The 24,388-nt window shown below is 63.0% G+C and carries 17 protein-coding genes and 6 pseudogenes; 3 read left to right on the forward strand and 20 right to left on the reverse strand.

From position 1 onward, the window contains the following. Positions 1–32: 32 nt before the first annotated feature. From BZ163_RS20765 to BZ163_RS20835, 15 genes and pseudogenes are all read right to left on the reverse strand, one after another. Positions 33–1,445 carry a DUF1329 domain-containing protein gene (locus BZ163_RS20765; protein ID WP_128872404.1) on the reverse strand — a complete coding sequence of 471 codons (1,413 nt, stop codon included), beginning with the start codon at positions 1,443–1,445 and terminating at the stop codon, positions 33–35. A gap of 112 nt (positions 1,446–1,557) precedes the next feature. Then, positions 1,558–2,765, reverse strand: a pseudogene (locus BZ163_RS20770) (LuxR C-terminal-related transcriptional regulator). 90 nt (positions 2,766–2,855) lie between these two features. Continuing rightward, on the reverse strand, positions 2,856–4,064 hold the full coding sequence (locus tag BZ163_RS20775) for an acetyl-CoA C-acyltransferase (protein ID WP_128872405.1): 1,209 nt from the start codon (positions 4,062–4,064) through the stop codon (positions 2,856–2,858). A 7-nt stretch (positions 4,065–4,071) separates the two neighbouring features. Then, positions 4,072–4,542, reverse strand: a complete 471-nt coding sequence (locus BZ163_RS20780; RefSeq protein ID WP_128872406.1) for a MaoC family dehydratase — start codon at positions 4,540–4,542, stop codon at positions 4,072–4,074. Between the two features lie 10 nt (positions 4,543–4,552). Further along, positions 4,553–5,338, reverse strand: a complete 786-nt coding sequence (locus BZ163_RS20785) for an SDR family oxidoreductase (RefSeq protein WP_128872407.1) — start codon at positions 5,336–5,338, stop codon at positions 4,553–4,555. Between the two features lie 108 nt (positions 5,339–5,446). Continuing rightward, on the reverse strand, positions 5,447–6,325 hold the full coding sequence (locus tag BZ163_RS20790; protein ID WP_128872408.1) for an SDR family oxidoreductase: 879 nt from the start codon (positions 6,323–6,325) through the stop codon (positions 5,447–5,449). 62 nt (positions 6,326–6,387) lie between these two features. Beyond that, positions 6,388–7,538 (reverse strand): annotated as a pseudogene (locus BZ163_RS20795) (acetyl-CoA C-acetyltransferase). Positions 7,539–7,541: 3 nt separating this feature from the next. Next, complete coding sequence (locus tag BZ163_RS20800; RefSeq protein WP_128872409.1) at positions 7,542–8,600, reverse strand: acyl-CoA dehydrogenase family protein; 1,059 nt, start codon at positions 8,598–8,600, stop codon at positions 7,542–7,544. A 10-nt stretch (positions 8,601–8,610) separates the two neighbouring features. Further along, complete coding sequence (locus BZ163_RS20805; protein ID WP_128872410.1) at positions 8,611–9,774, reverse strand: acyl-CoA dehydrogenase family protein; 1,164 nt, start codon at positions 9,772–9,774, stop codon at positions 8,611–8,613. 9 nt (positions 9,775–9,783) lie between these two features. Further along, the gene (locus tag BZ163_RS20810) at positions 9,784–10,536 is read right to left on the reverse strand and encodes an enoyl-CoA hydratase family protein (RefSeq protein WP_128872411.1); all 753 of its coding nucleotides are present in this window, start codon (positions 10,534–10,536) and stop codon (positions 9,784–9,786) included. Continuing rightward, a pseudogene (locus BZ163_RS20815) lies at positions 10,533–11,644 on the reverse strand (NAD(P)H-dependent flavin oxidoreductase). Before BZ163_RS20815 ends, BZ163_RS20810 begins: the two are co-directional and overlap by 4 nt. Beyond that, positions 11,641–12,548, reverse strand: a pseudogene (locus BZ163_RS20820) (enoyl-CoA hydratase). The pseudogenes BZ163_RS20815 and BZ163_RS20820 overlap by 4 nt, the downstream one beginning before the upstream one ends. A 16-nt stretch (positions 12,549–12,564) precedes the next feature. Then, positions 12,565–13,362, reverse strand: coding sequence for a CoA-transferase subunit beta (locus BZ163_RS20825; RefSeq protein ID WP_128872412.1), 798 nt, complete (start codon positions 13,360–13,362; stop codon positions 12,565–12,567). 12 nt (positions 13,363–13,374) lie between these two features. Continuing rightward, positions 13,375–14,250 carry a CoA transferase subunit A gene (locus BZ163_RS20830; protein WP_128872448.1) on the reverse strand — a complete coding sequence of 292 codons (876 nt, stop codon included), beginning with the start codon at positions 14,248–14,250 and terminating at the stop codon, positions 13,375–13,377. 12 nt (positions 14,251–14,262) lie between these two features. Next, positions 14,263–15,151: pseudogene (locus BZ163_RS20835) on the reverse strand (VOC family protein). 600 nt (positions 15,152–15,751) lie between these two features. On the opposite strand from BZ163_RS20835, the gene BZ163_RS20840 reads away from it, so the two are divergent. Continuing rightward, a complete protein-coding gene (locus tag BZ163_RS20840) occupies positions 15,752–16,528 on the forward strand; it encodes an acyl-CoA dehydrogenase family protein (protein WP_256579077.1) in 777 nt (258 codons plus the stop codon). Next, a pseudogene (locus BZ163_RS20845) lies at positions 16,525–17,717 on the forward strand (acyl-CoA dehydrogenase family protein). Before BZ163_RS20840 ends, BZ163_RS20845 begins: the two are co-directional and overlap by 4 nt. 235 nt (positions 17,718–17,952) lie before the next feature. Here the strand turns inward: BZ163_RS20845 and BZ163_RS20850 are convergent. The 3 genes from BZ163_RS20850 to BZ163_RS20860 are packed head-to-tail and all read right to left on the reverse strand — an operon-like array spanning position 17,953 to position 20,110. Further along, a complete protein-coding gene (locus BZ163_RS20850; RefSeq protein WP_128872413.1) occupies positions 17,953–18,588 on the reverse strand; it encodes a nuclear transport factor 2 family protein in 636 nt (211 codons plus the stop codon). Further along, complete coding sequence (locus BZ163_RS20855; RefSeq protein ID WP_128872414.1) at positions 18,588–19,361, reverse strand: SDR family NAD(P)-dependent oxidoreductase; 774 nt, start codon at positions 19,359–19,361, stop codon at positions 18,588–18,590. The genes BZ163_RS20850 and BZ163_RS20855 overlap by 1 nt, the downstream gene beginning before the upstream one ends. Positions 19,362–19,375: 14 nt before the next feature. Further along, positions 19,376–20,110, reverse strand: a complete 735-nt coding sequence (locus BZ163_RS20860) for an SDR family NAD(P)-dependent oxidoreductase (protein ID WP_128872415.1) — start codon at positions 20,108–20,110, stop codon at positions 19,376–19,378. A 274-nt stretch (positions 20,111–20,384) separates the two neighbouring features. On the opposite strand from BZ163_RS20860, the gene BZ163_RS20865 reads away from it, so the two are divergent. Further along, positions 20,385–21,221: an alpha/beta fold hydrolase gene (locus BZ163_RS20865; RefSeq protein ID WP_128872416.1), complete on the forward strand. Its 837-nt coding sequence runs from the start codon at positions 20,385–20,387 to the stop codon at positions 21,219–21,221. Positions 21,222–21,364: 143 nt separating this feature from the next. Here BZ163_RS20865 and BZ163_RS20870 read toward each other — a convergent pair whose 3' ends face one another. Together BZ163_RS20870 and BZ163_RS20875 are read right to left on the reverse strand one after the other, a co-directional pair. After that, a complete protein-coding gene (locus BZ163_RS20870) occupies positions 21,365–22,597 on the reverse strand; it encodes an NADH:flavin oxidoreductase (protein ID WP_128872417.1) in 1,233 nt (410 codons plus the stop codon). 73 nt (positions 22,598–22,670) lie between these two features. Beyond that, on the reverse strand, positions 22,671–24,317 hold the full coding sequence (locus tag BZ163_RS20875; protein WP_128872418.1) for a DUF1302 domain-containing protein: 1,647 nt from the start codon (positions 24,315–24,317) through the stop codon (positions 22,671–22,673). Positions 24,318–24,388 lie beyond the last annotated feature (71 nt).

Below are 24,388 nucleotides of genomic sequence, written 5' to 3' on the forward strand. Positions count from 1 at the left end.
TGTCAGCCTCTACCTTCCAAAATCTGCGTCGGCTATTGGCCAAACCGACGGGCAGCTTCCGGGCCGAAATCCCGCGGGCTGAAGCCCGGCTTGTTCAACTTATAGCCGTCGCGCTGTTCGTTGATCAGGTTGAACGCCAGGTAACTGCCGGCATTCAGGTCGTAGTACAACCCCACGCCCGCTTGTGGCCGCTGGCTTTCATAGGCGTAGAAAAAGTTCAGCATCGAGGTCCGCCACAGCTCGCCACGGTTGTCGTAGTTATCGGCGAGCATCGGGAACCAGGTGTCTTCGTCGATGTACAACTTGCGTTTGCCGTACAGGTGGCGGTAACCCGGCTTGAGGGTGCCTTCCAGCTCCCACACCCGATGGCGCTCAAAGCGCATGGCATCCGGGTTGATATGGCCAGGGGTCAGCAGGTTGGCGTACTTGAGGTTGGCCGCATGCAGGCGATAGGTGTTGTAGGGAATGAACATCTCGCGCTTGCCGACGATCTTCCAGTCATAACGCTGGCCCGAGCCGTTGAACAGACGCACCTCGTCCACGGTGATCGATCCGCCGCTGCCGGGAAACGACATGTCGAAGCCATAACCCGGCGACTGCCGCACACGGCGGGTGCCCGGATCGTAACGCCAGGCCTGGCGAGGCTCGGTCTTGTCGTTCCAGAACTCGGTGCCGGTATTGATCTCGCCCTTGTCCCGTTGTGGCAGCAGGGTTTCGTTGAGGTAGAAGGCCGAGTTACCCGCGGTCTCGCCTTTTTTGCCCGGTTCCAGCGACGGCGCCAGGTTGCGCGAATGCACGCGGCCCCAGTTGATGTTGCCGTCCTTGAGTACGTAGGCGTTGTCAGAGGTGTATTCCTCGGTCCAGGCGCGCAAGGTAAAGGCCGAGGCGTTCTTCAGCAGTTCCAGGCCGCTGCGGGGTACCGGAAAGGCTGTGCCGCCGGTTTTGCCCACCACCCCTTCACCGTCATCCACCAGGCGCGCGATGCTGGCGTTCTCGCGGGTGGCTTGGCAAACCGCGTCGTCGAAACGGAAATCGCGGTGCGAGGGGTAGATCGGCATCTTGTACGTAGCCGGGTAGAGCTTGAACAAGGCTTTCTGCCCGTCGGACAGGTAATCGCTGTATTGCGCCAGGTTGGCCGCCGTAATCACGAACAGCGGTTTTTCTTGCGGATACGGATCCACCGGATGGTTGCCGGTGCCTTTGAAGTCTACATGCGGCGGTACGCCCAGCCATTTGCCACTGAACGCCGGAATGCTGCCATCGGCATTGGCGCTCTTGTCGGCACCGACGCAAGTCAAATCCTTGCCCAGGCGTTCCACATCTTCCGGTGCGGCGTTCGCCGTACCGATTGCACTGCATCCCAATAACAACCCCAGCACCCAGGTGGGAGTGGCGTTGGCAGCCCGCGAGACAAGACAACTGGAGGCCAGGTTACTGCCGGTCATTTTTATTCTCCTTGGTTACCGATAGCGGTCACCCAGTATCGGCAGCCCAAGGAAACGCCAGCATCGTCCGCACGGACTAACGCGTTTGCCCACGGTGCCTGTGAACGACAGACTAAAGCGCATCCTTCGCTAATCCTGGCAGCTGTGGCCCGGCCAATGCCACGACACTGTTGAGCATGATCCGCACAAGCTCGGTCTGGCGCCGCACCCCCGTCTTGGAAAAGATCGAACGCAGGTGCGCACGAGCGGTATTGCGGCGGATGTTCAGCGCCTCCGAGGCCTCCTCCAGCGACAGGCCGTTAGCCAGTTCCAGCGCCAGCAAGGTTTCCGCGGGGGTCAGGTTGTACAGCTGCGACGTCACCACATTGCTCACCAGCGACTTGCTGACAGCGTCGCGGACATAGACCACCACGGTCGGTTTTCCCTTGCCCTCGACCAACTCCTGCGTCGGAATCAACTCCACCACCACCCCCAGGCTGACTTTACCGGAAGGACGGGAAATCGACGTGGCCTCGGCTATCTGTAATCCGGCGTGGCCCTGCTTCACCCGTTGAAAGGCATTGCGCACCAGCCGCGACAGTTCGCGATTGTCACTCGGGTAAGTCGCCTCCAACCGTCCGCCGACGACTTTAAGGCCGTCCTGGCTGGCGATAATCTCCCGGGCCACCGGGTTCAGTTGCACCACGGTGCCGTTTTCATCGAGCACGATAGTCGCCACCGCCATGCGGCTGATCGTTTGCGAGTACAAACTGCCCAGCGACTCACTGCGATCCAGTAGCGAATGCATGTGCAGGGCGCGGCGCAAATGCGGCAAGAGCATGGCGCACATGTCCCGCTCCACCTGGGAAAAACGCGCCTGGCCCCGTGGCCGGTTGATCCGCAAGCGCACCGTGCTGCCGTCCGGCATGCGGATGTCGGCGCCGAGCATCTGGTGGCAGTCATGGGGCTGGCAAAACAACAGGTAAAAAGAAGAGCTGACCCATTCCTCATCCGTCATCAACTCATCGATGGTGAACACCGTGTCGGTGGGCAGACCGTCGAACAGCGTGGACTTGGCGTAATAGGCGTAATGGTTGATGCCGCCCTCCCCCAGTTCGATGTCCCCGGCGACCATCATCGGCGACAGCAGCGGCTCATCCTGCACACGCAGAATCAAGGTCACGAAATTGGCCTTGAACAGCTTCCGGAGCTGGCGCAACGAATCACCCATGCAACGAATATCCATGGCCGAGTCGTACATGTTGCCGATGAGGCCTTCGTACTCGGCAGCTCCAGCCCCATTTGCGCAAGGACCTGCGCATTCGGCACGCGACTTTGCATAACCACTCCCCAGCAGCGGGCCCGGACTGCATGGCCCGCATCAATTGATCGTAATGGGTGTTATAGACGCTCAACGCACCCCGGCCAGCCCTACGGCAGTTCGAACAAACCGGCCGCCCCCATGCCGCCGCCAATGCACATGGCGATTACCACATAACGGGCGCCGCGACGGCGACCCTCCAGCAGTGCGTGACCGACCATGCGTGCGCCGGACATGCCGAACGGATGGCCGATGGCAATCGCACCGCCGTTGACGTTCAGACGTTCCGCCGGGATTTGCAGTGCATCGCGGCAATGCAGGACCTGGCAGGCAAAGGCTTCGTTAATCTCCCACAGGCCGATATCCGCCACGCTCAGGCCAAAGCGCTTGAGCAGTTTCGGCACGGCCACTACCGGGCCGATGCCCATTTCCTCCGGCGCGCAGCCGCCCACGGCAATGCCTCGGTAGATGCCCAACGGAGTCAGCCCCCGACGCTTGGCTTCGACGCGGCTCATCAGCAGGCTGGCCGAGGCGCCATCGGAAAACTGCGAAGCGTTGCCGGCGGTAATGAATTCACCCTGCTCGATCCATTTACCGTCCTTCCACACCGGTTTCAGCGAAGCCAGGTCTTCCAGGCGCGTGTTCGGCCGATTGCATTCGTCACGCTCGACCAGCACACGCTGATGGCCGCTGGGCTGGCCAGCGGCATCGAAGCACAACTTATCGACGCTCAAGCCGACGATTTCATCGTCGAACAAGCCGTCACGTTGGGCGGCGGCGGTGCGCAGCTGGCTCTGCAGGGAATACTCGTCCTGGGCCGCGCGGCTGATGCCATAACGGCGCGAGACAATTTCCGCGGTTTCCAGCATCGGGATATAGGCGCTGGGCATGATGTCCAGCACGGCTTCGGACTGGGCGCGATAGCTGTTCTTGTGCTTGGTCTGGGTCAGTGACAGCGACTCCACGCCGCCGCCAATGGCGATGGTCATTTCGCCGGTCATGATGCCCTTGGCGGCGACGCCGATGCTCATCAGGCCCGAGGCGCACATGCGGTCCAGGGCCATGCCCGGCACGGTGTCCGGCAAGCCGCCGATATACGCGCAGAGGCGGCCGATGTTGTAGGCCTGGGTGCCCTGCTGCACCGCCGCGCCCATGATCACATCTTCTACTTCACCCGGTTCGATGCCGGCGCGCTCGACCACCGCACGCACCACATGTCCGCCCAGTACCGGGGCTTCGGTATCGTTGAACGAGCCGCGGAACGACTTGGCGAGCGCGGTCCGCGCAGTGGCAACGATGACAACTTCATTCAGGTCCATGACAGGCTCACTCGGTAATAGGGTTGAAGGTGTAACGGCTGATGGTGTCGATCACACAGCCAGGCCGCGCCTGGCCCTCGACTTCCACGGTCACGCGCACCACCAGTTGCACGGCGTCTGCCAGCTGCTCGGCGCGCACGATGCTGGCGCTGCCGCGCACTCGCGATCCCACCTTGACCGGCGCCGGGAAACGCACGCGGTCGCTGCCGTAATTGACCCCCATCGCCATGTTGTCGATGGTGAGCAATTGCGGCAGGAACAGGTTGACGAGCGACTGGGTCAGGTAGCCGTGGGCGATACAGACGCCAAACGGCCCGCTGGCGGCGCGCACCGGGTCGACATGAATCCACTGGTGATCACCCGTGGCTTCGGCAAACAGGTCAATGCGCTGCTGGCTGATGGTCAGCCACTCGGTGTAACCCAGGTCCAGGCCCTCGGCCTCGAGCAACGCCTGGGCACTGCTGAAAACATGACTCATGGCCCACTCCTCAGGCTTGTTGGGAACTGACGGACAATACTTCGCCAACCATGTAGGAGGCGTAGTCGCTGGCCAGGAACATCATCACGTTGGCGACTTCCCAGACTTCGGCGGCACGGCCGAATGCCTCGCGCCCGGCGAGGCTGGCGAGCAGCTCTTCACTGGAGGCCTTCTTGAGAAAATCATGCAGGGCGATCGACGGTGAAACCGCGTTGATGCGCTCGCCGAACTCGGCAGCTTCCAGCGCACTGCAACGGGTCAGGGCCATCACCCCGGCCTTGGCCGCGGCGTAATGGGCCTGTTCCTTCTGTGCGCGCCAACCCAGGACCGAAGCATTGTTGACGATGGCTCCGGCGCCACGGCGCTGCATGTGTGGCAGCATCGCGCGGGTCATGCGGAACGTCCCGGTCAGGGTCACATCCAGCACTCGCAGCCATTCTTCGTCACTCATCTCGACCACGAGTTTCTGGCCACCGAGGCCGGCGTTGTTGATCAACACATCGACACCGCCCAGCAACTCTTCCGCGCTCGCCACCAAGGCCTGGACCTCGGCTTCGACCGTGACATTGCACAGCTGGCCGTAAATGGCCTGCAGGCCGGTTTCGGCCTTGAGACGCTCCACGGCTTCTTCGAGGCGGCGCGGGTGCACGTCCGAAATCATCAGTGCCCGGCAACCCTCCTCGGCGCTGCGCCGGGCGGCCGAGTAACCGATACCGGCACCTGCGGCAGCGGTAATCAGCACGGATTTTCCAGCCAGTAATTGATGGCCCGGGACATAAGGGGGAGCTTGTTTCACAGCGTTTACCTCCGAAGGTATCAGTTCGCTGTCAGGTATAAAGCCACGCCCTGGCCGGCACATCGTCAAAACGGGGTATGACCGCCTCCGGCGGCCGGTTTTGCGCGGTCAGCTGCCCCAGACTCGCTGCGCCGCAGGCGCTTCGGCGAGAATCTCAGCCACGGCGGCGCCGATTTCTTCGACACGCCACAACGCGCCTTTGTCGCGGGTGACCCCGGTGCGCCAGCCGTCCCCAAGGGAAATGCGGCCACCCTGGCTCTCGAAAATCTGGCCGCTGACGTGGGCCGATTCGGCGCTGCCCAACCACACCACCAACGGCGCGACGTTGTCCGGCGCCCAGGCGTCGAAACTGCCGTCCTCAGGCTTCTTGACCACATCGGGCATGGCGCTTTCGGTCATCGAGGTGCGCGCAGCCGGGGCCAACGCGTTGGCGGTGATGCCGTAGCGCGCCAGCTCAGCGGCCTGCACCAGGGTCAACGCGGCAATCCCGCCCTTGGCCGCCGAATAGTTGGACTGCCCCACCGAGCCTTGCAGGCCCGCGCCGGAACTGGTGTTGATGATGCGTGCATCGACCGGAGTGCCGGCCTTGGCCAGATCGCGCCAGCGTCGCCCCAACAGGTTCGCCAGGCAATAATGGCCCTTGAGGTGAACGCGCATGACCATGTCCCAGTCCTCTTCGCTGAGACTGATGAACATGCGGTCGCGCAGGACGCCGGCATTGTTGACCAGCACGTGCACCTCACCGAACGCCGCCACTGCCGCTTCGACGATGCGCTCGGCGGTGGCCAGGGTGGTGATGTCGTCACTGTTGGCGATGGCCTGGCCACCGTTGGCGCGGATCTCGCCCGCTACATCCTGCGCCGCGTCGGCGCGAATATCGTTGATCACCACGTTGGCGCCCGCCGCCGCGAACGCCAGCGCGTAGGCGCGACCGAGTCCGCCGCCGGCCCCGGTGATGATCACGGTGCGGCCTGAACAAATAGCCATGCTTGACTCCTTATGACTGCGTGACCGCACGCCCAGCGGACGGCGGCACGGATGGAAAAAACCTAGAGGCGTTCGATGATCGTGACGTTGGCCTGGCCGCCGCCTTCGCACATCGTTTGCAGGCCATAACGGCCGCCGGTGCATTCCAGCTCGTTCAACAGCGTGGTCATCAGCCGGGCGCCCGTGGCGCCGAGCGGGTGGCCAAGGGCAATGGCGCCACCGTTGACGTTGGTGCGCGCCGGGTCGTAGTCCAGTTCCTTGGTCCAGGCCATGACCACCGAGGCAAACGCTTCGTTGATCTCTACCCGGTCGATATCGCTCATGCGCAGGCCGGTTTTTGCCAGGGCCCGGCGTGTCGCGGCGATTGGCGCGGTCAGGTGCCAGATCGGATCATCGCCCAACACCGTCAGGTGATGGATGCGGGCCCGTGGCGTCAAGTCGTAGCGCTTGAGCGCCGCCTCGGACACCACCAGCAACGCCGCCGAGCATCGCAGGTCTGGCTCGAAACAGCGGCAGTGATCGAGGGGTATTGCGGGTCCACCGGCTGCAGCTCGGCCATTTTTGCCAGGCTGGTCAAGCGCGGGGTTTCATCCGCGAACAGGCCGTTGCAAGCGACGATTTCCCGAGCGAAACGCCCGCTCTCGATGGCGGCCAGGGCGCGGCTATGGCTTTGCAGGGCAAACGCTTCCATCTGCTCACGCGTGATGCCCCAATGATCGGCGATGCGCTGGGCGGCATAGAACTGGTTGACCGGCTGATTACCGAAACGTGCGCGCCAGCCTTCGCTACCGGAAAACGGATCGGTAAAACCCAAGGGTTGTCCGGCGAGCATGGCCGAGGAAATCGGAATCCGGGTCATGGTTTGCACCCCGCCCACGGCGATCACATCCTGGGTGCCGCTCATCACCGCCTGCGCCGCAAAATGCAGCGCCTGTTGCGACGACCCACACTGGCGATCGATCGTGGTGCCGGGCACATTCAGCGGCAACCCGGCGGCGAGCCAACTGGTACGGGCAATATCACCGGCCTGGGAGCCAATGGTGTCGACGCAACCGAATATCACGTCGTCATAGTCTTCACCCGGAATCGCGTTGCGTTCCACCAATGCCCTGAGCACATGAGCCCCCAGGTCTATGGCATGGACCTCGCTCAAGGCGCCTTTGCGCTTGCCGGTCGGGCTGCGCAGTGCATCAACAATATAGGCCTCTGGCATGACTCACTCCTCGAAAGTATGGCCCGGGCCCAGGCGGGCACCGTCGGCGAACAGGTAGTCGCTGACACGGGTTTTATGAAAGCCCCGATCACCCCAGGACGCATCGAGCGCCCAGGCACGTTTCATGAACATCTGCAGATCGACTTCCCAGGTGTAACCCATTGCGCCGTGCACCTGAATGCCCTTGCGCGCGGCGATCCAGCTTGCCTCGCAGCAGGCCAGGCGGGCCTGGGAAACCCAGACGCTGGCGTTGCTGTCGCCTTGCGCCAGGCCGTGGGCGGCGCGGTACAGCACGGGTTTGGCCTGTTCGATCTGCCGGGCGACATCGGCCAAATGATGCTTGACCGCCTGGAAGCTGCCGATGGGCTTGCCAAACTGCTTGCGCTGAGCGACGTAGTCCACCGACAAATCGAGCATGCGTTGCGCCAGCCCGAGCAATTGCCCGGCCACCGACAAGGCGCCACGGTCGAGCAGTTGCGCTTGCAAGGCACGGCCCGCCGCGCCGCTGGCCACACAGGTGGCCGGTGTCGGGTTCCAGGTCACCCGACCCAGGCGCCGCGACGCATCGATGCTCGTCCGGGGTTGCACATCCACCTGCGAACGCGGCACCACGTGAATGTCATCGCCATCGATGAGAATCAACACTTCTGCCAGTTGCGCATCGCCGACCAGCACGTTGACGGGGTGGTTGATGGCAAGGCGCAATGTGCCTTCGGCGATCCGTGGCAACAAGCTGCTGCGTGCCGGGTGATCAGTCGCCAGGCCGGCGAGCAAGCCGGTGGCGACATAGGCGGTGTCAGCCAGGGAATCGGGAATCGCGTAGTACCCCAGCTCCTGGGTCATCAGCGCCCAGGCCACATCGTCCATGCCCAGGCCACCCTCGGCTTCGGGGACCGACAAGGCGGTCAGGCCCTGGGCGGCGATCTTGTGACGCAGGTCCGGTGAGCGACCGACATCGGTTTCCCAGATTTCCCGGAGCATCTCCGGGGCGGCTTCAGTCATCAGGAAACGACTGATGGCTTCGCGAAACGTCAGCTGGTCATCGGTAAAAGTGAAGTCCATGGCCCGTTCCTTATTTCGGCAAGCCGAGCATCCGCTCGGCAATGATATTGCGCTGGATTTCGTTGGTCCCGGCGTAGATCGGTCCGGCCTGGGCGAACAGGAAACCCTCCAGCCAGCCAGCAGCATCGGTATCGGTATCGGCATCCGGCAGCAGCTCGGCGCCGGCGCCCAGAATGCGCATGGCGGTTTCGTGCATTTTCAGGTCGAGCTCCGACCAGATGATCTTGTTGATGCTCGACTCGGCACCGATCTGCTCACCCCGGCTGAGGCGCCCGACCGTGTGGTAGGCCGACAGGGCGTAGGCCTCGGCGCCCATCCAGGTCTCCAGCACCGCGTCACGCAGACCCGGATCGCGGTCGGCGCTGTCGCGGTTGGCCTTGTACAGTTCCACCAACTTGCGGGCGGTGTACTGGAAACGCGCCGGTGAACGCAGCAGCAACCCGCGTTCAAAACCGGCGGTGGCCATTGCCACATGCCAGCCCTGCCCTTCGGCACCGATGCGGTTGGCCACCGGCACGCGCACGTCGTCGAAAAACACTTCGGCAAAGGCGTCCTTGCCATTGAGTGCCTTGATCGGACGGATGCTCACGCCCGGCGCATTCAGTGGCACCATCACGAACGACAGGCCGTGGTGGCGCGAGGAGCCCGGTTCGCTGCGGAACAGGCCAAATAGCCAGTCGGCGAAGGTCGCTCGGGTCGACCAGGTTTTCTGGCCGTTGATCACGTAATGATCGCCGTCGAGCGTGGCCTTGCTGGTGATCGCTGCCATGTCCGAACCGGCATTCGGTTCCGACCAGCCTTGCGCCCACATGTCGAGGCTGGCGGCCATGCGTGGCAGGAAGCGCTGCTTCTGTTCCGGGGTGCCAAACTCCATCAGGGTCGGCCCCAGCAACAACTGGCCGTTCTGGTTGACGCGCATCGGCGCCCCGGCACCGTAATACTCCTCTTCGAAGATCAGCCACTCGATCAGATCGCAACCGCGACCGCCCAGTTCGGCGGGCCACATCACCATCGACCAGCGGCTCTCGAACAGCTTCGCTTCCCAGGCGCGGTGCTGCTCAAAGCCTTCCCGGGTGTCGTAGCTGGCCAGCGGTTCGCGTGGAAGGTTGGCCGCCAGCCAGGCGCGTACTTCGGCGCGGAAGGCGTTTTGCTTGGGGGTATAAGTCAGTTCCATGGCGTTCTCTCAGAACTTCGCGTCGCGTTTTTCGACGAAGGCCCGGCGCGTTTCCGCGGAGTCCGGGCTGCTGTAGGCCTGCATGGTGAAGCCCTGCTCCCAGCGGTATTTGTCTTCCAGGTTGCCGTCTTCGATGCCGTTCAAGGCTTCCTTGGCGATGCGGATCATGCCCGGGCTCTTCTCGGCGATTTTCGCCGCGATGCCCAGCGCGGTTTCGCGCAGTTGGTCCTTGCTGACGATCCGCTCGATAAAGCCGTATTGCAGGGCTTCGGGGGCGCCGATGCTGTCGCCGGTAAAGAACAGGTAACGGACTTTTTGCACCGGGAACAGCCGTTGCAAATGCGCACCGCCGCCCATGGCGCCACGGTCGACTTCCGGCAGGGCGAAGGTCGCGCATTCGGAGGCGATGACGATGTCCGCCGCCCCGGTGATGCCGATGCCGCCGCCCAGGACAAAACCATGCACCGCGACAATCACCGGCACCGGGTTGCGGTGCACGGCCTTGAACGTGGCGTAGTTACCGGCGTTGACCTCGACGATCCGCTCTGGATACTTGTCCAGCTCCTTGATGTCGACACCGGCGCAAAAGCCGCGGCCTTCGGCGCGGATCACGATCACCCGCACCTCGGGATTGGCCCCGAGGGCTTCGATCTGTCGCGCCAGCGCCTGCCATTCCTGGCTGTCGAGGGCATTGACCGGAGGTTTGGCGATCACCAGTTCAGCGATCCCCTGATTGAGTTGTGTCGTAAATGCCTGGTTCACAGGGGTTCTCCAATACTGGCGGGATGGGTCGAAGGGTGGGTCTGGCTGCGGGCCAGGAGCGCGTCCAGACATTGCTGGGCCTCGCTGGCGATGCCTTCAATGACTTCACGGCAACTGAGCAATTCGCCGATGGCCGCCGCCACCTGGCCGCTGGGCAAGATGCCCTCGTCCGGGGCGCCATCGACCATCGAGCGCTTGCAACAGCACCGGCTGGTTGGCGGCCATCACCACTTGCGACAGCTGCGAGGGGTCTTCACGCAACGCACGGATAAAGACCGAGGCCATGTGCCCCAGGCTCATGCCGGTCTGCTGCTTCCACTGCCAGGCACTGCCCAGGGCAATGCGCAGGCGGCCGAACGGACCGGCCTTCTCCAGATGATTGATAAAACGGTTTTCGATCATGCGGTGGCGCATGCCATCCACCGCCGTGGTCACGCGCACCTGTTGCGGGTCGTTGACCTTCAGGTAACGCTCCAGGGTCGCGACCGGTGTCGGCGATTCGCGGGTCATGAGGAACCGCGTGCCCATGGCGATGCCAGCGCCCCCGGCGGCCAGCACCGAAGCCAGGCCACGACCGGTGGCATAACCGCCGGCGGCGATCACCGGCACCTTGACCGCGGCCAGTACCTGAGGCAACAGAATGGAACTGGGTACGCCGCCGGTATGACCGCCGCCCTCGCCGCCCTGGATGGCGATCAGGTCGGCGCCCAGTTCCACAGCCTTCAATGCATGTTTGAGTGCGCCCACGGTGGGAATGCACAACACCTTGGCCGCCTTGAAACGCGCAATGGTCTGTTTGTCCGGGCCGCGCCCGTAGCTCACGGCGCGCAGGCGGTACTGGATCGCCAGGTCGACGCACTGCGCGGCGTTGTCCTGGAACATATGAAAATTGAGCCCGAAGTTGCTGCCACCGGTGGCGTCGATCACCTTGCGGATTTCGCCTTCCAGCTCATCGGCCGCGATGGTCGCCCCGGCCAGGAAACCGAAGCCCCCGGCCTGGGTGGTGGCGATCACCAGTTGCATCGGCAACCCAACCCATGGCGGTTTGCACTATCGGGTAGCGGCAACCGAGGGCCTCGGTCAGTGGCGTATCCAGCCAGCGGTTCATTGGCTCTTGTCCTCTGCCTGCTTGTTGGCCCGGGCCATGCCCTTGGCATCGAAGCCGCCCAGTTTGTCGCCAGACAACAGCTCGTTATGGGCATGCGCAAACTGGTGCCAGGCGAACACCGCATCCATCGCCGTGCGCTTGCCTTGCAGGTCCTCGACGTGGTTGATCGCCTGTTTGGTCAGGGCCAGGCCCATGCGCGGCTGACGGGCGATGCCGGCGGCCAGGGCATAGGTGGCCTGCTCCAGTTCATCGCGGGGCACCATGCGGTTGACCATGCCCACTTGCCAGGCTCGGGTGGCGCTCATGCGGTCACCGGTGAAGAGGAATTCCTTGGCGATACGCGGGTTCATTTCATAGGGATGGGCAAAATACTCCACCCCCGGAATGCCCATGCGCACCACCGGATCCTGGAAGAACGCGTCATCACTGCGACGATCAGATCGCAGACCCAGGCCAGCATCAGCCCGCCCGCGACGCATGCGCCCTGGACCATGGCGATGGTCGGCTTGGGCAGTTCACGCCAGCGCCGGCACATGCCCAGGTACACCTCCTGCTCGCGGGCATACAGCTGCTCGCCACCGGGCTTGTTGGTGTGGTCCCACCACAGGTGTGCACGCTCGAACGGCTTGTCGATATCGCGTCCAGGCGTGCCGATATCATGGCCTGCCGAGAAATGTTTGCCGTTGCCGCGCAGGACGATGACCTTGACGTTGTCGTCGTTCACCGCCTCGCGAAAGGCGGCGTCCAGCGCGTAGGTCATTTGCGAGTTTTGCGCGTTGTTGAAGGTCGGCCGGTTCAGCGTCAGCGTGGCGATCCCCTCGGCCACGCTGTACAGCACCGGTGTGTCTGTTTCGTAGACGGCTTTGTCCTCGCGGACGACGAATTCACTCTCGCTGCTGTGCATGTTCACTGTCCTCGCCTCAGGCCGTACGGATGCCGGGCGGGTTGCCCTTGATCGCCGTGGCGCGGTAATCGTGGGGGTCGAGTCGGCGGATCAGGGCCAACTGCTCGCTGGTGGGGTGCACGGTCTCGTGCAACTGCGCCGACTTGAGCAACGGGAAGCCGGTGTTGTCCTGGACCTGCTCGAAACTCACGCCGGGGTGCAACGAGCGCACCTGCACCGCACGCTCCGGGCCATTGAAATCGAGGACGCACAGGTCGCTGACCACGCAATGGATGTCCATCAAGTCGCGACGCGCACCTTCGGGCCAGCGATCGGCCTTGAAGCCGACACCGGAGACCATATCCACTTCACCGCTGACGAACACCCGGCTGTTATGGCTGGGCACGAAGAACGAGTTGAGGTGGTTGATGCTGTTGCCCGGCAAGCCGCGCACGCCAAGAATCGCGGTCCTGGGCTTTTGATAGTCACCGACGCAAGACAGGTTGGTCTGGCCCCAGCGGTCAATCTGGGTCGGGCCGATCATTGCGTGGCGGCGTCCGCCCCACACGCATTCGAACACCCGCTCGAATGACATGTAACCGGAGTAACGCGGCACGTAGTCGCCACGCGGGCCCAACGGGATCGGCTCTTCGACCAGGAACGCTTCGCTGTCGGTCATCAACAGTTCAGGGCTGTGGGTCAGTTTGGCCAGGCTGGCACCCAGGCGCGGAATCACGCCAAGGCCCGAGGCAATCACTTCGCCATTGCCGCGCCAGGCTTCGGATGCGGCGACGACCATCAGTTCCGCGAGGGTAAAATCACAGGTTGCAGACATAGTGGCTAATCCTCAGAACACGGGAAGGGGCAAGGCGCCCATGGAGTCGGCACCGCCGTTCTGTGCCTGATAGGCCTGCTCGCCACCGGCGATGTAGGTCTGCACATAGTCCTGCCAGCCGTTTTCCGCCTGGCTGCTGGCGACATAACCCTTGAGGTGCTTCATGTCCCAGCCGTAGTCGGGGGCGCAGAGCGTCGGGTGCGCACCGAGGGGCGCATGCACCACGCCTTTCACCAGGTAACGCTCGAAGGTGTTGAAACGGGCCATCTCGGCGCTCAGTTCCAGACGCTCTTCCAGGCGTTCGCACGAGACAAAGCACTGCTCGGCGGCACGGGCGAACAGGTGATCGAAATACGGGTCCGGCCCGGTCACCAGGCAGTTGCCCAGGCGGTCGGCGACGTTGACATGCACAAACGCAACGTCGAGATTGAGTGCCGGCATCGCCACCAGTACTTCGCCATCGGCGTAGGGCGACTGGACAGTCTTGAGTTGCGGGTTCAGGCGCGTCACATCGGTGGCCAGGCCGCAACGGGTCGGCAGGAACGGCAAGCGCATGCCAGCGGCGCGCAGGCCCCACTGGAACATGCCTTCGTCCAGTTCCATCAACTCCAGCTCGCCCGCTTCGCGAGCCTTGCGGTAGTAGGGTTCCAGCGGAATGGCGTCGAGGGTGGCGAAGCCGAACACCAGCTTCTTGACCTTGCCGGCTGCGCACAGCATGCCCACTTCCGGACCGCCGTAGGCGACGACGGTCAGGTCCTTGACTGGCGAGCGCAGGATCTCGCGCACAATCGCCATCGGCTTGCGCCGTGGTCCCCAGCCGCCGAAACCGATGGTCATCCCATCGCGTAATTGAGCGACCGCATCGGCCGCTGTCAGTTGTTTATTCATCATCACAATTCCTTACTGTTGGCCGACCGAAAAGTCGTGCCCCCAAATGCTCACGCGGGTGAACTCGAATGCCGAATGTTCGGCCCAGTCGACTTGCAATCCGCCAAAGCCGTATTCCAGATCGAAACCGGATGGCGTCTTCATGTAGAAGCTGGTCATGCGGTCGTTGAGGTGCTGGCCGAGGGTTGCCGACAGGCTCACGTCATGGGCCAGCAAACGGTCATGGGCGCGCCCCACCTCGGTCATCGAATCCACCTCGACCATCACGTGCACGCAACCTGACGGCGACGGGTATTCGGCCAGTGCCAGGCTGTGATGGCGGGTGTTGTGGCAATGCAGGAAGTGAATACGGATCGCCGGGGCCGACGGGTCGGGCCGGAAGTTGTAAATGTCCGAGAGCTCGAAACCCAGCACGTCCTTGGCGAACGCCAGCGTGGCATCGAAGTTCGGTGCCGGCAGCACGGTGTGGCCCAGGCCCATGTCACCGGTGATAAAACGCGGCACGCCCTGAGGCGAAACAAATGGCAGGCAATCGGAGCGATGGCCCCAGCTCAATTCATGGTTGTTGCCCGACGGGTCGGTGAGTTTGACCAGCGCCTGAACGCCGCGCTGCTCGATCTCGGCGCCAGAGCCTGGCTGCCATTCGATACCGGCGGCAGTCAGATGCTCAAGTGCGGCCTGGAACGCCGATTCGCCGGCCAGCTCCCAGCCGGAAGCCAGGTACCGCGCCTCGCTGCCTTCGACGATCAGCATGCGGACGACGTTCGTCCATTTTTACGTACAGGCCACCGCCCGGCGCCGGACGTACCTGCATGCCCAGCACGTCCTCGGCATACCGTTGCCAGTGACTGAGGTTTTCGATCTGGGAGACGAAATAGCTCAAACCGCGAATGTCGATCATGCCTGGGTTCCTCGTTGGCTGATTCGGTGCATGGCGAGCATTGTGCAAAGCGTCGGGGCCTGCTTCATCGTCCATTGAGACTAAGCAGGACAACGGTTTCAGGGTCGGCGGCCGTAGGGTTCTAGTCCGTTTCGATGATTCGGGGCAAACCGACGGCGCCCTAGACTCGCTCATCTATCCGCCTAGCAGAGACAACCCCCATGGAGTTCGCCTTTACCCAGGAACACTTGATGATTCGCGACAGCTCGCCCAGCGCTTTCTCGCCACGCAAGTGACTCCCAAGCCGTGCGCGCAACCATGGTTCGCGCGGACGGCTACGATCCCGACGTCTGGCAACGCATCGGCCTGGAGCTGTGCTGGCCGGGCCCTGATGGTCCCCGAGCGTTTCGGGGGTATGGGCCTGGGGGTTTGTCGAGCTGGCGATCCTGCTGGAACAGAGTGGTCGTTTTCTGCTGGGCTCGCCGCTTTTCGCCACCACCTGCCTGGCCACCCCGGCCCTGCTGTCGGGACACAACCCGGCGCTGCAAGAGCGCTGGCTCAGCGCGATTGCCGGTGGCGAAACCCGCGCGACCCTGGCGTTCGCCAGTGGCCCCGGATGGGATGCGCACAGCGTGCAAACCGTCGCCCGGGCGTGTACGGGGGGGGTTTAACCTCAGCGGTTGTTACGCCCAGGTCATCGACGGGGCGCAAGCGGACCTGTTGATCGTCGCCGCGCGTACGCCTGGCAGCGAGGGGGAATCGGGGATCAGCCTGTTCGCCGTCGACGCCGCTACACCGGGCGTGGAGCGCACCGCCCTGCCCACCCTGGACCAGACCCGGCGCCTGGCACGGGTCGAACTGCAGAATGTATTCGTCAGCGACGCACAATTGCTCTGCGCCCCCGACCAGGGCTGGCCGGTACTGCGCGAGAGCCTGCAGATCGCCGCCGTGGGCCTGGCTGCCGAACAGGTGGGAGGCGCACAGCAAGTCCTCGACCTGACCCTTGCTTACATCGCCGAACGCCGGCAGTTCAGCCGCACCATCGCCAGCTTCCAGGCGATCAAGCACCGCTGCGCCGACATGATGGTGCAGGTCGAGTGCGCCCGCTCTGCGATCTATTACGCCGCCTGCGTGGCCCAGGAGCACCTCGACCCCGCCGGTGACAAAGCTGTGGCCAGCGAATTGGTGATGGCCACCGCCACGGCGAAAATCCATGCCAGCGAAGCGTTTTTCAACTGCGCCGCCGAGTCGATCCAGATGCATGGCGGCGTGGGTTTTACCTGGGAATACGACCCGCACCTGTACTTCAAGCGCGCTCGCGCCAGCGAGCAATTGCTGGGCAGCCCCGCACTGCATCGCGAACGCCTGGCGGCACACCTGTTCGGAGAAGACGCATGAAAATCGGTTTCAGCAATGCCGACGAGGCTTTCCGTCGCGAGGTCGCCCAATGGTTGGCAGAACACCTGAGTGGCGAGTTTGCGCCGTTGCGCTTTCGCGGCGGTCCCGGTGACGAGCACAGCTTTCCCGAAGAACGCAAAGCCTGGGAACGTGAACTCGCCGCGGGTGCCTGGATTGGTCTCGGATGGTCGAAGGAGCATGGCGGACGCGGCCTGAGCCTCTGCCAGCAGGTGATCTTCCATGAGGAGTATGCGCGCGCGGCGGGCCCGGACGCATGGGCCACATCGGCGAAGGGCTGGTCGGCCCGACCCTCGCCACCTTCGGCACGGCGGCCCAGCAACAGCGCCTGTTGCCGGGCATCCTCGGTGGCAGCGAGTTCTGGTGCCAGGGCTACTCTGAACCCGGTGCCGGTTCCGACCTGGCGAACGTACAAACCCGGGCCAGGCTCGACGCCACGGGCGAACACTGGCTGATCAGCGGCCAGAAGGTCTGGACCTCGCTGGCCCACGAAGCCGACTGGTGTTTTGTCTTGGCGCGCACCGAACCCGGCAGTCAAGGGCATCACGGTTTGTCGTTCCTGCTGGTACCGATGGCCCAGACGCAGATCCGTGTGCATCCCATCCAGCAACTGACCGGTACCAGCGAGTTCAACGAAGTGTTTTTCGATCAGGCGGTGACCCACGCCGATAACCTGATCGGCCAACCGGGCGACGGCTGGAAAATCGCCATGGCCCTGCTCGGCTTCGAGCGCGGTGCCTCGACGCTGGGCCAGCAAATGCAGTTTAACAATGAGCTCGACGAGATCATTCGCATTGCCCGCGCCAATGGCGCTTCACGCGACCCACTGCTGCGCCAGCGCATCGCCCAGGCATGGGCCGGGCTCAAGGTGTTGCGCTACAACTCCTTGCGCATGCTCTCGGGTCCACAAGATGGCAGCCTGCGCCGCGAAGCCATGATCTACAAACTGGCCTGGTCAACCTGGCACTCAGACCTCGGGAAGCTGGCAATGGATGTGTTGGGCGACGATGCCGAAATCCTCGATGGCCAGTCTTATCAGCTGAGTCGTCTTCAATCGCTGTTTCTGTTTACCCGCGCCGATACGATTTATGGCGGCAGTAACGAGATCCAGCGCAATATCATTGCCGAGCGTGCCTTGGGGATGCCACGTGAAGCGCGGGTGCGGGAATGAAGCGGCAACCGCGACTTCAGTGAACCCGATACTGGCCGCAACACTGGCCAACTGTAGGAGCTGGCTTGCCAGCGAAAGCGGTCTGACACCCGGCAATAATGTCGACTGACACGCCGCCTTCGCCGGCAAGCCGGCTCCTACAGGTGATCGGGGTGTACACAAATCCTGTGATCGGCAAAGATCCAATGTAGGAGCTGGCTTGCCAGCGAAGGCGGTCTGATAAAAGAACCGCCCTTCAGCGAACGCGAATCTTGGGATCACCCGCCCCGCGCCGCAAGGTTGCAAGAAAGCCCTCCAGCGGTGCCGGTTCGGCAATTTCCGGTAACGCGTCCTTGTCCGGCCGTTGCGCCCAGAATGCGTCCCAGGAAGGGAACAGCTCGTGGAACGTGCCGGCATAGGGCTCGCGCCCCGGCCAGCGCATTTTCAGGCCGCCAATCGGTGGTTTGTTAAGGTCGGTGGCGTACCAATAGCACGGCAAGCGACGACGGAAGCACCAACGTCCGTCGATCCGCTCGTAGTCGTCCCAATACAGCATCTGCATGATCACCCACTCCGGACCGGTCTCATGCTCGTTCTTGGAATAGACCACGCCCGTGGCGTGATCCGGATCGCTGAACTCGATGATGTGCTGCCCCAGGTGATGGGAAGTGCCGTGAAACTGCTTGCGCATGGTTTCGTCCAGCCATGCCTTGAGGTGTGCACGGCCCGTCTTGTCGCGCCCCACACGCACGTCCGGGGCGAAACAGTTGGCCATGGCATCCATGTCGCGCATGTCCAGGGCCAACGCGTACTTGCCGGCCAGTTGGCGAATCGCGTCCAGCGACTCCAGTCGATCGATGCGCTCGAGCAATGCGTTCGTGTCCTGGTTCATCAGTCGAACACCACGTACAGGTCCGAGCCGCGACCGCCGTCCACCGCCAGGCTGGCGCCGGTGACATAGGAAGCCTCGTCGCTGGCCAGGAACAGAATGGCGTTGGCCAGCTCCACCGGCAGGCCGACCCGTTTCATCGGGATGACTTTCTCGGTGTTGGTGCGGGCCTTGGCGTCGCCGAGCATGCCGGCGGTGGCTGGGGTATCGACCACGCCAGGGATGATCACGTTGCACCGAATGTTGTTGGGCGCGCCTTCGCTGGCCGCCGCCCGACTGAAGTTGATCACCGCGGCCTTGGCCGCCGAGTAACCGGCCATCCACGCCGTGCCGAACAGGCCGCAGATCGAGGCAATGTTGACGATCGAACCGCCGCCTTGCTCTTTCATCAGACGCATCGCGGTGCGAGTGCCAAAGAAGGTGCCATCGACGGTAGTGGCGAAGTTGGCGTGCCAGTCGGCGGTGGACATGGTGTCGATGCTGCCCCAGGTGTAGGCCATCGCATTGTTGACCAGAATGTCCAGGCGACCGTGTCGTTGCGCGGTGGCTTCCAATGCACTGACGTAGGCCTGCTGATCGCTGACGTCGGCCACGGCAATTTCAGCGCGCCCGCCCAATCCAATGATTTTTTCCTGCACCCCTTGCAACGGCTCCACGCGTCGCCCGCAGAGCACGACGGTGGCGCCCTCCTCGGCGAACCGCAGCGCGGTGGCTTCACCGATGCCCGAACCGGCGCCGGTCACAAAGGCGATTTTTCCATGTAAACGCTTGCTCATCAGTGACTCTCCAATCAGATAAAGGCCATGCCGCCGTTAACCGCGATGTTCTGGCCAGTCATGAAGCTGGCGTCTTCGCTGGCAAGGAACACCGCGACACGCGCGATCTCGTCGGTCTCGCACATGCGCCCCAACGGTACGTTTTTCAGCAGCGCTTGCATGTAGTCGTCAGGGATGCCAGCCATCATCGGCGTGTTGGTCGGTCCCGGCACCAGGGTGTTCACGCGTATGCCTCTGGCCGCCAGTTCACGGGCGATCGAGCGGGTCAGGCCCATCACCCCGGCTTTCGATGCGCAGTAATGGCTAGGACCGTCGCCGGTCAGCGCGGCAGTGCTGGAGAGGTTGATGATCGCCCCTTTGCGCCCGCCCTTGACCATCAGCTTGGCGCCTTCGCGGCAGCACAGGAAGGTGCCGCCCAGGTTCACACCGATCACCCGCGCCCAACTCTCGTCCGGGGTTTCGAGGAAGCTGTCCAGCGCGCCCACGCCTGCGTTGTTGACCAGGATGTCGAGGCCGCCGAAGTGCTGCTCGGCCTGGCCCATGGCATCGGCCACGGAGGCGCCGTCACCGACGTTGCAGGCCAGTGCCAGTACCTTGTCACCCAGGTCCGCCAGGCTCTCGGCCAGGGCAGCCTGATTCAGGTCGACAGCCACCACCTTGGCGCCTTCGGCGATAAAACCACGGACGATGGCCTGGCCCATGCCTTGCCCTGCGCCGGTTACAAAGGCGACTTTATTGAGTAACTTCATCAGCAATCTCCGAATGTGCAAATACGCTGCAGCCCGCTGCCCTTGCAGTGGAGCCGTCACCTGCATGATTAGCGGCAAGTGCCTTGGCCCACATCGTCCGATGGGACTATCGCCGCGTGGTCTGAATGGACGATGCCGGCAATCCTTCGCGGCCCCAGCATTCATGGGTGCACACCCCGTCAGGTGCAGCGTTTCCCTTCAACTCGCTGCATTCAATTCGCTGTCGCGCCTGACGCGGCTGTGCTTTATGAATCCGCAGAAAATGGAGAACCCCATGAACCAACCCGTAGACCTGCCCCTGCCCGTCGGCCATTACGCAACGCTGCCCAACAACGGTTTGCGCCTGCACTATCTGGATGAAGGCGCGGGCCCCGTGGTGCTGTGGCTGCACGGCAGCGGACCGGGCGCCAGTGGTTTCAGCAACTTCAAGGGCAACTACCCGCAATTCGCCGCCGCCGGCTACCGCAACATCGTGCTCGATCTGCCGGGTTTCGGCCGTTCGGACAAACCCGAGGACGCCCAGTACAACCTGGATTTCTTCGTCGACTGCGTAGCGGCGTTTCTGCAAGCCATCGGCGTACAGCGCTGCACCCTGCTCGGTAACTCGCTGGGTGGCGCGATTGCCCTGGGCCTGGCCCTGCGTCTGCCGCAATTGCCCCAGAGCCTGATCCTGTTGGCACCGGGCGGCGTCGAGGAGCGGGAAACCTACTTCAAGATGGACGGCATCGTGCGCATGGTCAGCCTGTTCAACGCCGGTCCCATCGGCATGGACGAGATGCGCAGCATGATGCGCCTGCAGTTGTTCGATGATTCGATCCTGCCCGAAAGCCTGCTGCAGGAACGCGTGGCGGTGGCGGTGACCCAGCCGAAGAACCTGTTCAGCACGATGATGGTGCCGAACATGGAAACACGCCTGGGCGAGATCCAGTGCCCGATCCTCGGCTTCTGGGGCACCAACGATCTGTTCAACCCGATCAGCGGCGCCCAACGCATCATCGACGGCGCGCCCAACGCCCGGTTCATCGTGCTCAACCGTTGCGGACATTGGGTCCAGGTAGAACACCGCGAGCTGTTCAACCGCAGCTGCATCGACTTCCTGCAGAACGGTTGATCCCCCAATACCGTTGCTCCCCTTGTAGGAGCGAGCTTGCTCGCGAAGGACTCAAAGACAACGCGTTCATCCAGCAAACACGCGTTATCGTTAACGACCTTCGCGAGCAAGCTCGCTCCTACAGGGGGGGTGGTCAGGGTGGTTTAGCGATCTGCCGCCTTCTGGCTGTTCAACACGGCGTCGCCGGGCTGGCCCAGTACGCAGGAGGTGCCGCCGGGGGTGTACATCATCGCCACGCAGCGGTTGCAGGCGGTGCAGATCGAGTCGCGGCTGGCACCGCTTTCGAGCTTGTTGACGTAGTCATTCTCGGCCAGCAACACCCGGCCCATGGCGACCAGGTCAAAACCCTCGGCCATGATTTTTTCGATGCTCGCCAGGCTCTTGGCGCCGCCCAGATAAGCCAGGGGCATTTTCACCGCGGCACGCACCTTGCGCGCATGTTCCAGCAAATACAGCTCGCGAAATTCCACGGTGGGCTCTTTACGGCGCTGAATGGCCATCGCCAGGGCAATCACCTTGTTCTTCTGCTGCACCCGGTTTTCCTTGGGGAAGGAAGAGCCGAACATGGTGGTGATCGACTCGGCGTTCATCCCGGCGCTGAGTACCAGCAGGTGCGCACCCTCCTCTTCCAGCATGCGGGCGATCTGCGCCCCGTCTTCGGCACTGTTACCGGCGCGCACGCCTTCAGTGACGCTGTATTTGCAAATCACCGCCATGTCCTTGCCGACGGCATCCAGGACCGCACGCAGCACCCGGCGCGGAAAACGCAGGCGGTTTTCCAGGCTGCCGCCGTACTGGTCGCGGCGCTTGTTGTACATCGGCGAAATGAACTGGCTGAGCAGGTAGCCGTGACCCATGTGGATTTCCACGGCATCGAAACCTGCCTGGCGCGCCAGGCGTGCACCTTGCGCGAAGTCGCGCACCACCAGTTGCATGTCGTCTTCGTTCATCGCCTGTTTAAGGAACATGCCACTCATCAGGCCGATCTTGTTGAAACCGCCGCTGGCTGACAGCGGACGTTTGGTCGAGCGTTCGCGGATGAAGGTAAAGCAGCCGCCGTGGGTGATCTGCGCGCTGGCCAGGCCACCGGACTGGTGCACACCGTCGGTCAGGGCCTTGAAGTGCGGCAAGCTGGATTGGGTGAGTGTCAACTGGTTGGGCAAGGTACGGCCATCATCGCTTACCGCGCAATACGCCACGGTGGTCATGGCAGTGCCCCCGGCGACCAGGGCCGAGTGCAGCTTGACCAATTGTTTGGAAGGCACGCCCTGGGCACTCATGCCCTCGTTGGTGGCGGACTTGATAAACCGGTTTTTCAGGGTCAGTGGGCCAATCGTTATAGGGCTGAACGGTGACGGGGTCGGACGAGGGTTCATGACAGGCCTCTCTTTGTTGTTATCAGGCTACAAATGAAGGCTGCGTCGCCATCTCGCGACGCAGCCATGATCATCAGAAGGTGTACTTGGCGTTGAGCGACAGGTAATCGCGGTCAGCCAGCAGTCGGCCCTGGGCGGCATCCGGCGAGCTCAGGTAGGCGACATAAGTCATGCCGATCTGGAAGTTGCCCAGGTACTTGAAATCGCCACCCACGGTCAGGCGCTTCTCGTCACGGCCCAGGCCTTGATAGGCGCTGCCATCGACGTTCTGCGTCCAGACCACTTTGGTGCTCAGGTCCAGGCCCGTGGCAATGGACGGGTAATCCATGTAGGCGCCAATGCCCAGCAGGGTCGAACCGCGGGTCTGGGTCTTCGACTCGAACGTGTCGAAGGTGCCGTCCACGCCGACCCCGCCGCCAGTGATCGTCAGGCTGTCCACCCCGTCGATGCGTTGATGCACCACTTCGCCCATGAAGGTGGTCTGATGGGCGAGCAGGCTTGGGCCCAGGATGTACATGGCGTTGAGGTTGCCTTGCCAGATCTGCCCGGTGGTGGGCGCGCCGTTGTTCAGGTAGACCGACGCGCCATCGCGGTAGCTCAGGTCACCGGCGTACTGCACCGAGTCGCCAACCTTGGAGGTGAAACTGATGCCCGTCAGCTTGACGTCTTCGAAGTAACCCAGGCGATAGGACGGCGCGGTGCCGTCATGGCCGATGCCCTTGAGCGAGGAGTATTGGGTGGTGCCGGTGAAGTCGAAGAACATCGAGCCGATGCGCTCGTTATAGCGGTAATGGAACAGCCCCACTTCGGTGTTTTCGGTGATCCGGTAGCGCACGCCCAGGCCCCATTGGCCGCTGTCGCTGGCGTCTTTTTCACCGGCATAACCGACCGCCAGACCATTGGGCAGGCGGTCGACCGCACCGCTGCCCAGGCGAAAGAACTCGGCGCCGGGACCAAAGGTATCGCTGCCGAAGTAGTCGCCCACCGGATTGAGCTGGGTCTTTTCCCACTCGTACTGGTAGTAGCCCACCAGCGCCAGGTTTTCATTCACCGACCACGAACCGGACACCTGCCCTACCGGCAGGTACGAGTCCTTGGCCTCGGTACCCGGCACGTTGAACTTGGTGGCGTCCACCGGGGCCTGGCCCTGGCTGATGTTGGGCCAGAACAGGCTCTCGCCCCAGGCCACCAGGTGCCGCCCGGCCTTGAGCGACAGGTACTGAGTCTCGCCGACATCGAAATTGCCATACACATACGCGTCGAGCAGCCGCGCCATGCTGCCACTGAGCCTGCGGGTTTCGTCGCTGAAGCCATCGTTGTGGCCGGTCTTGTTCACCGTCAGCGGCGAGTCATTGGCGTTTTTCTGGTTGTAGACATCATCGTAGAACTGACTGCCGCGCAACACCGCACCGAGGTTGTCGTGCTTGAGCTGCAATTCGCCGAACAGGCTCAGGCGGTTGTTGATCAACGAGCCACGCTTGAAGTTGCGCGTGCCGTCGTCGTTGTTCGGGTCGTTGAGGTATTGATTGGCCTGCTTGGCGGTACGCATGGAAGCGGTGTAGTTGACCGTCAGCGACGAATCCAGGGTGGTGTTTTCCCCCAGTTCGATAGTGGGTGCGGCGCCGGCTGTGGCACTGGCGATGGTGATCGCCGTTGCCAACAGGCAGCGGCTCCCGATCAGGTTCCCCGAATGGTGCGCGACAGTGTTTCGCGTAAACATGCTCCTCTCCTTTTGTTGTTGTTTTTTCTGGTGTCGCCACAGCATGAAAAAAGCCCGTGTCGCGTACATCG

It is taken from the genome of Pseudomonas sp. VI4.1 (genome assembly GCF_002029345.1).
GTDB lineage: Bacteria > Pseudomonadota > Gammaproteobacteria > Pseudomonadales > Pseudomonadaceae > Aquipseudomonas.

Bases quoted from the DNA above. Each gene is read 5' to 3' on its own strand.
- BZ163_RS20765 (WP_128872404.1), bottom strand. From the start codon at position 1,445: ATGACCGGCAGTAACCTGGCCTCCAGTTGTCTTGTCTCGCGGGCTGCC.
- BZ163_RS20775 (WP_128872405.1), bottom strand. From the start codon at position 4,064: ATGGACCTGAATGAAGTTGTCATCGTTGCCACTGCGCGGACCGCGCTC.
- BZ163_RS20780 (WP_128872406.1), bottom strand. From the start codon at position 4,542: ATGAGTCATGTTTTCAGCAGTGCCCAGGCGTTGCTCGAGGCCGAGGGC.
- BZ163_RS20790 (WP_128872408.1), bottom strand. From the start codon at position 6,325: ATGGCTATTTGTTCAGGCCGCACCGTGATCATCACCGGGGCCGGCGGC.
- BZ163_RS20800 (WP_128872409.1), bottom strand. From the start codon at position 8,600: ATGGACTTCACTTTTACCGATGACCAGCTGACGTTTCGCGAAGCCATC.
- BZ163_RS20805 (WP_128872410.1), bottom strand. From the start codon at position 9,774: ATGGAACTGACTTATACCCCCAAGCAAAACGCCTTCCGCGCCGAAGTA.
- BZ163_RS20825 (WP_128872412.1), bottom strand. From the start codon at position 13,362: ATGTCTGCAACCTGTGATTTTACCCTCGCGGAACTGATGGTCGTCGCC.
- BZ163_RS20830 (WP_128872448.1), bottom strand. From the start codon at position 14,250: ATGAATAAACAACTGACAGCGGCCGATGCGGTCGCTCAATTACGCGAT.
- BZ163_RS20840 (WP_256579077.1), top strand. From the start codon at position 15,752: ATGCGCACAGCGTGCAAACCGTCGCCCGGGCGTGTACGGGGGGGGTTT.
- BZ163_RS20850 (WP_128872413.1), bottom strand. From the start codon at position 18,588: ATGAACCAGGACACGAACGCATTGCTCGAGCGCATCGATCGACTGGAG.
- BZ163_RS20855 (WP_128872414.1), bottom strand. From the start codon at position 19,361: ATGAGCAAGCGTTTACATGGAAAAATCGCCTTTGTGACCGGCGCCGGT.
- BZ163_RS20860 (WP_128872415.1), bottom strand. From the start codon at position 20,110: ATGAAGTTACTCAATAAAGTCGCCTTTGTAACCGGCGCAGGGCAAGGC.
- BZ163_RS20865 (WP_128872416.1), top strand. From the start codon at position 20,385: ATGAACCAACCCGTAGACCTGCCCCTGCCCGTCGGCCATTACGCAACG.
- BZ163_RS20870 (WP_128872417.1), bottom strand. From the start codon at position 22,597: ATGAACCCTCGTCCGACCCCGTCACCGTTCAGCCCTATAACGATTGGC.
- BZ163_RS20875 (WP_128872418.1), bottom strand. From the start codon at position 24,317: ATGTTTACGCGAAACACTGTCGCGCACCATTCGGGGAACCTGATCGGG.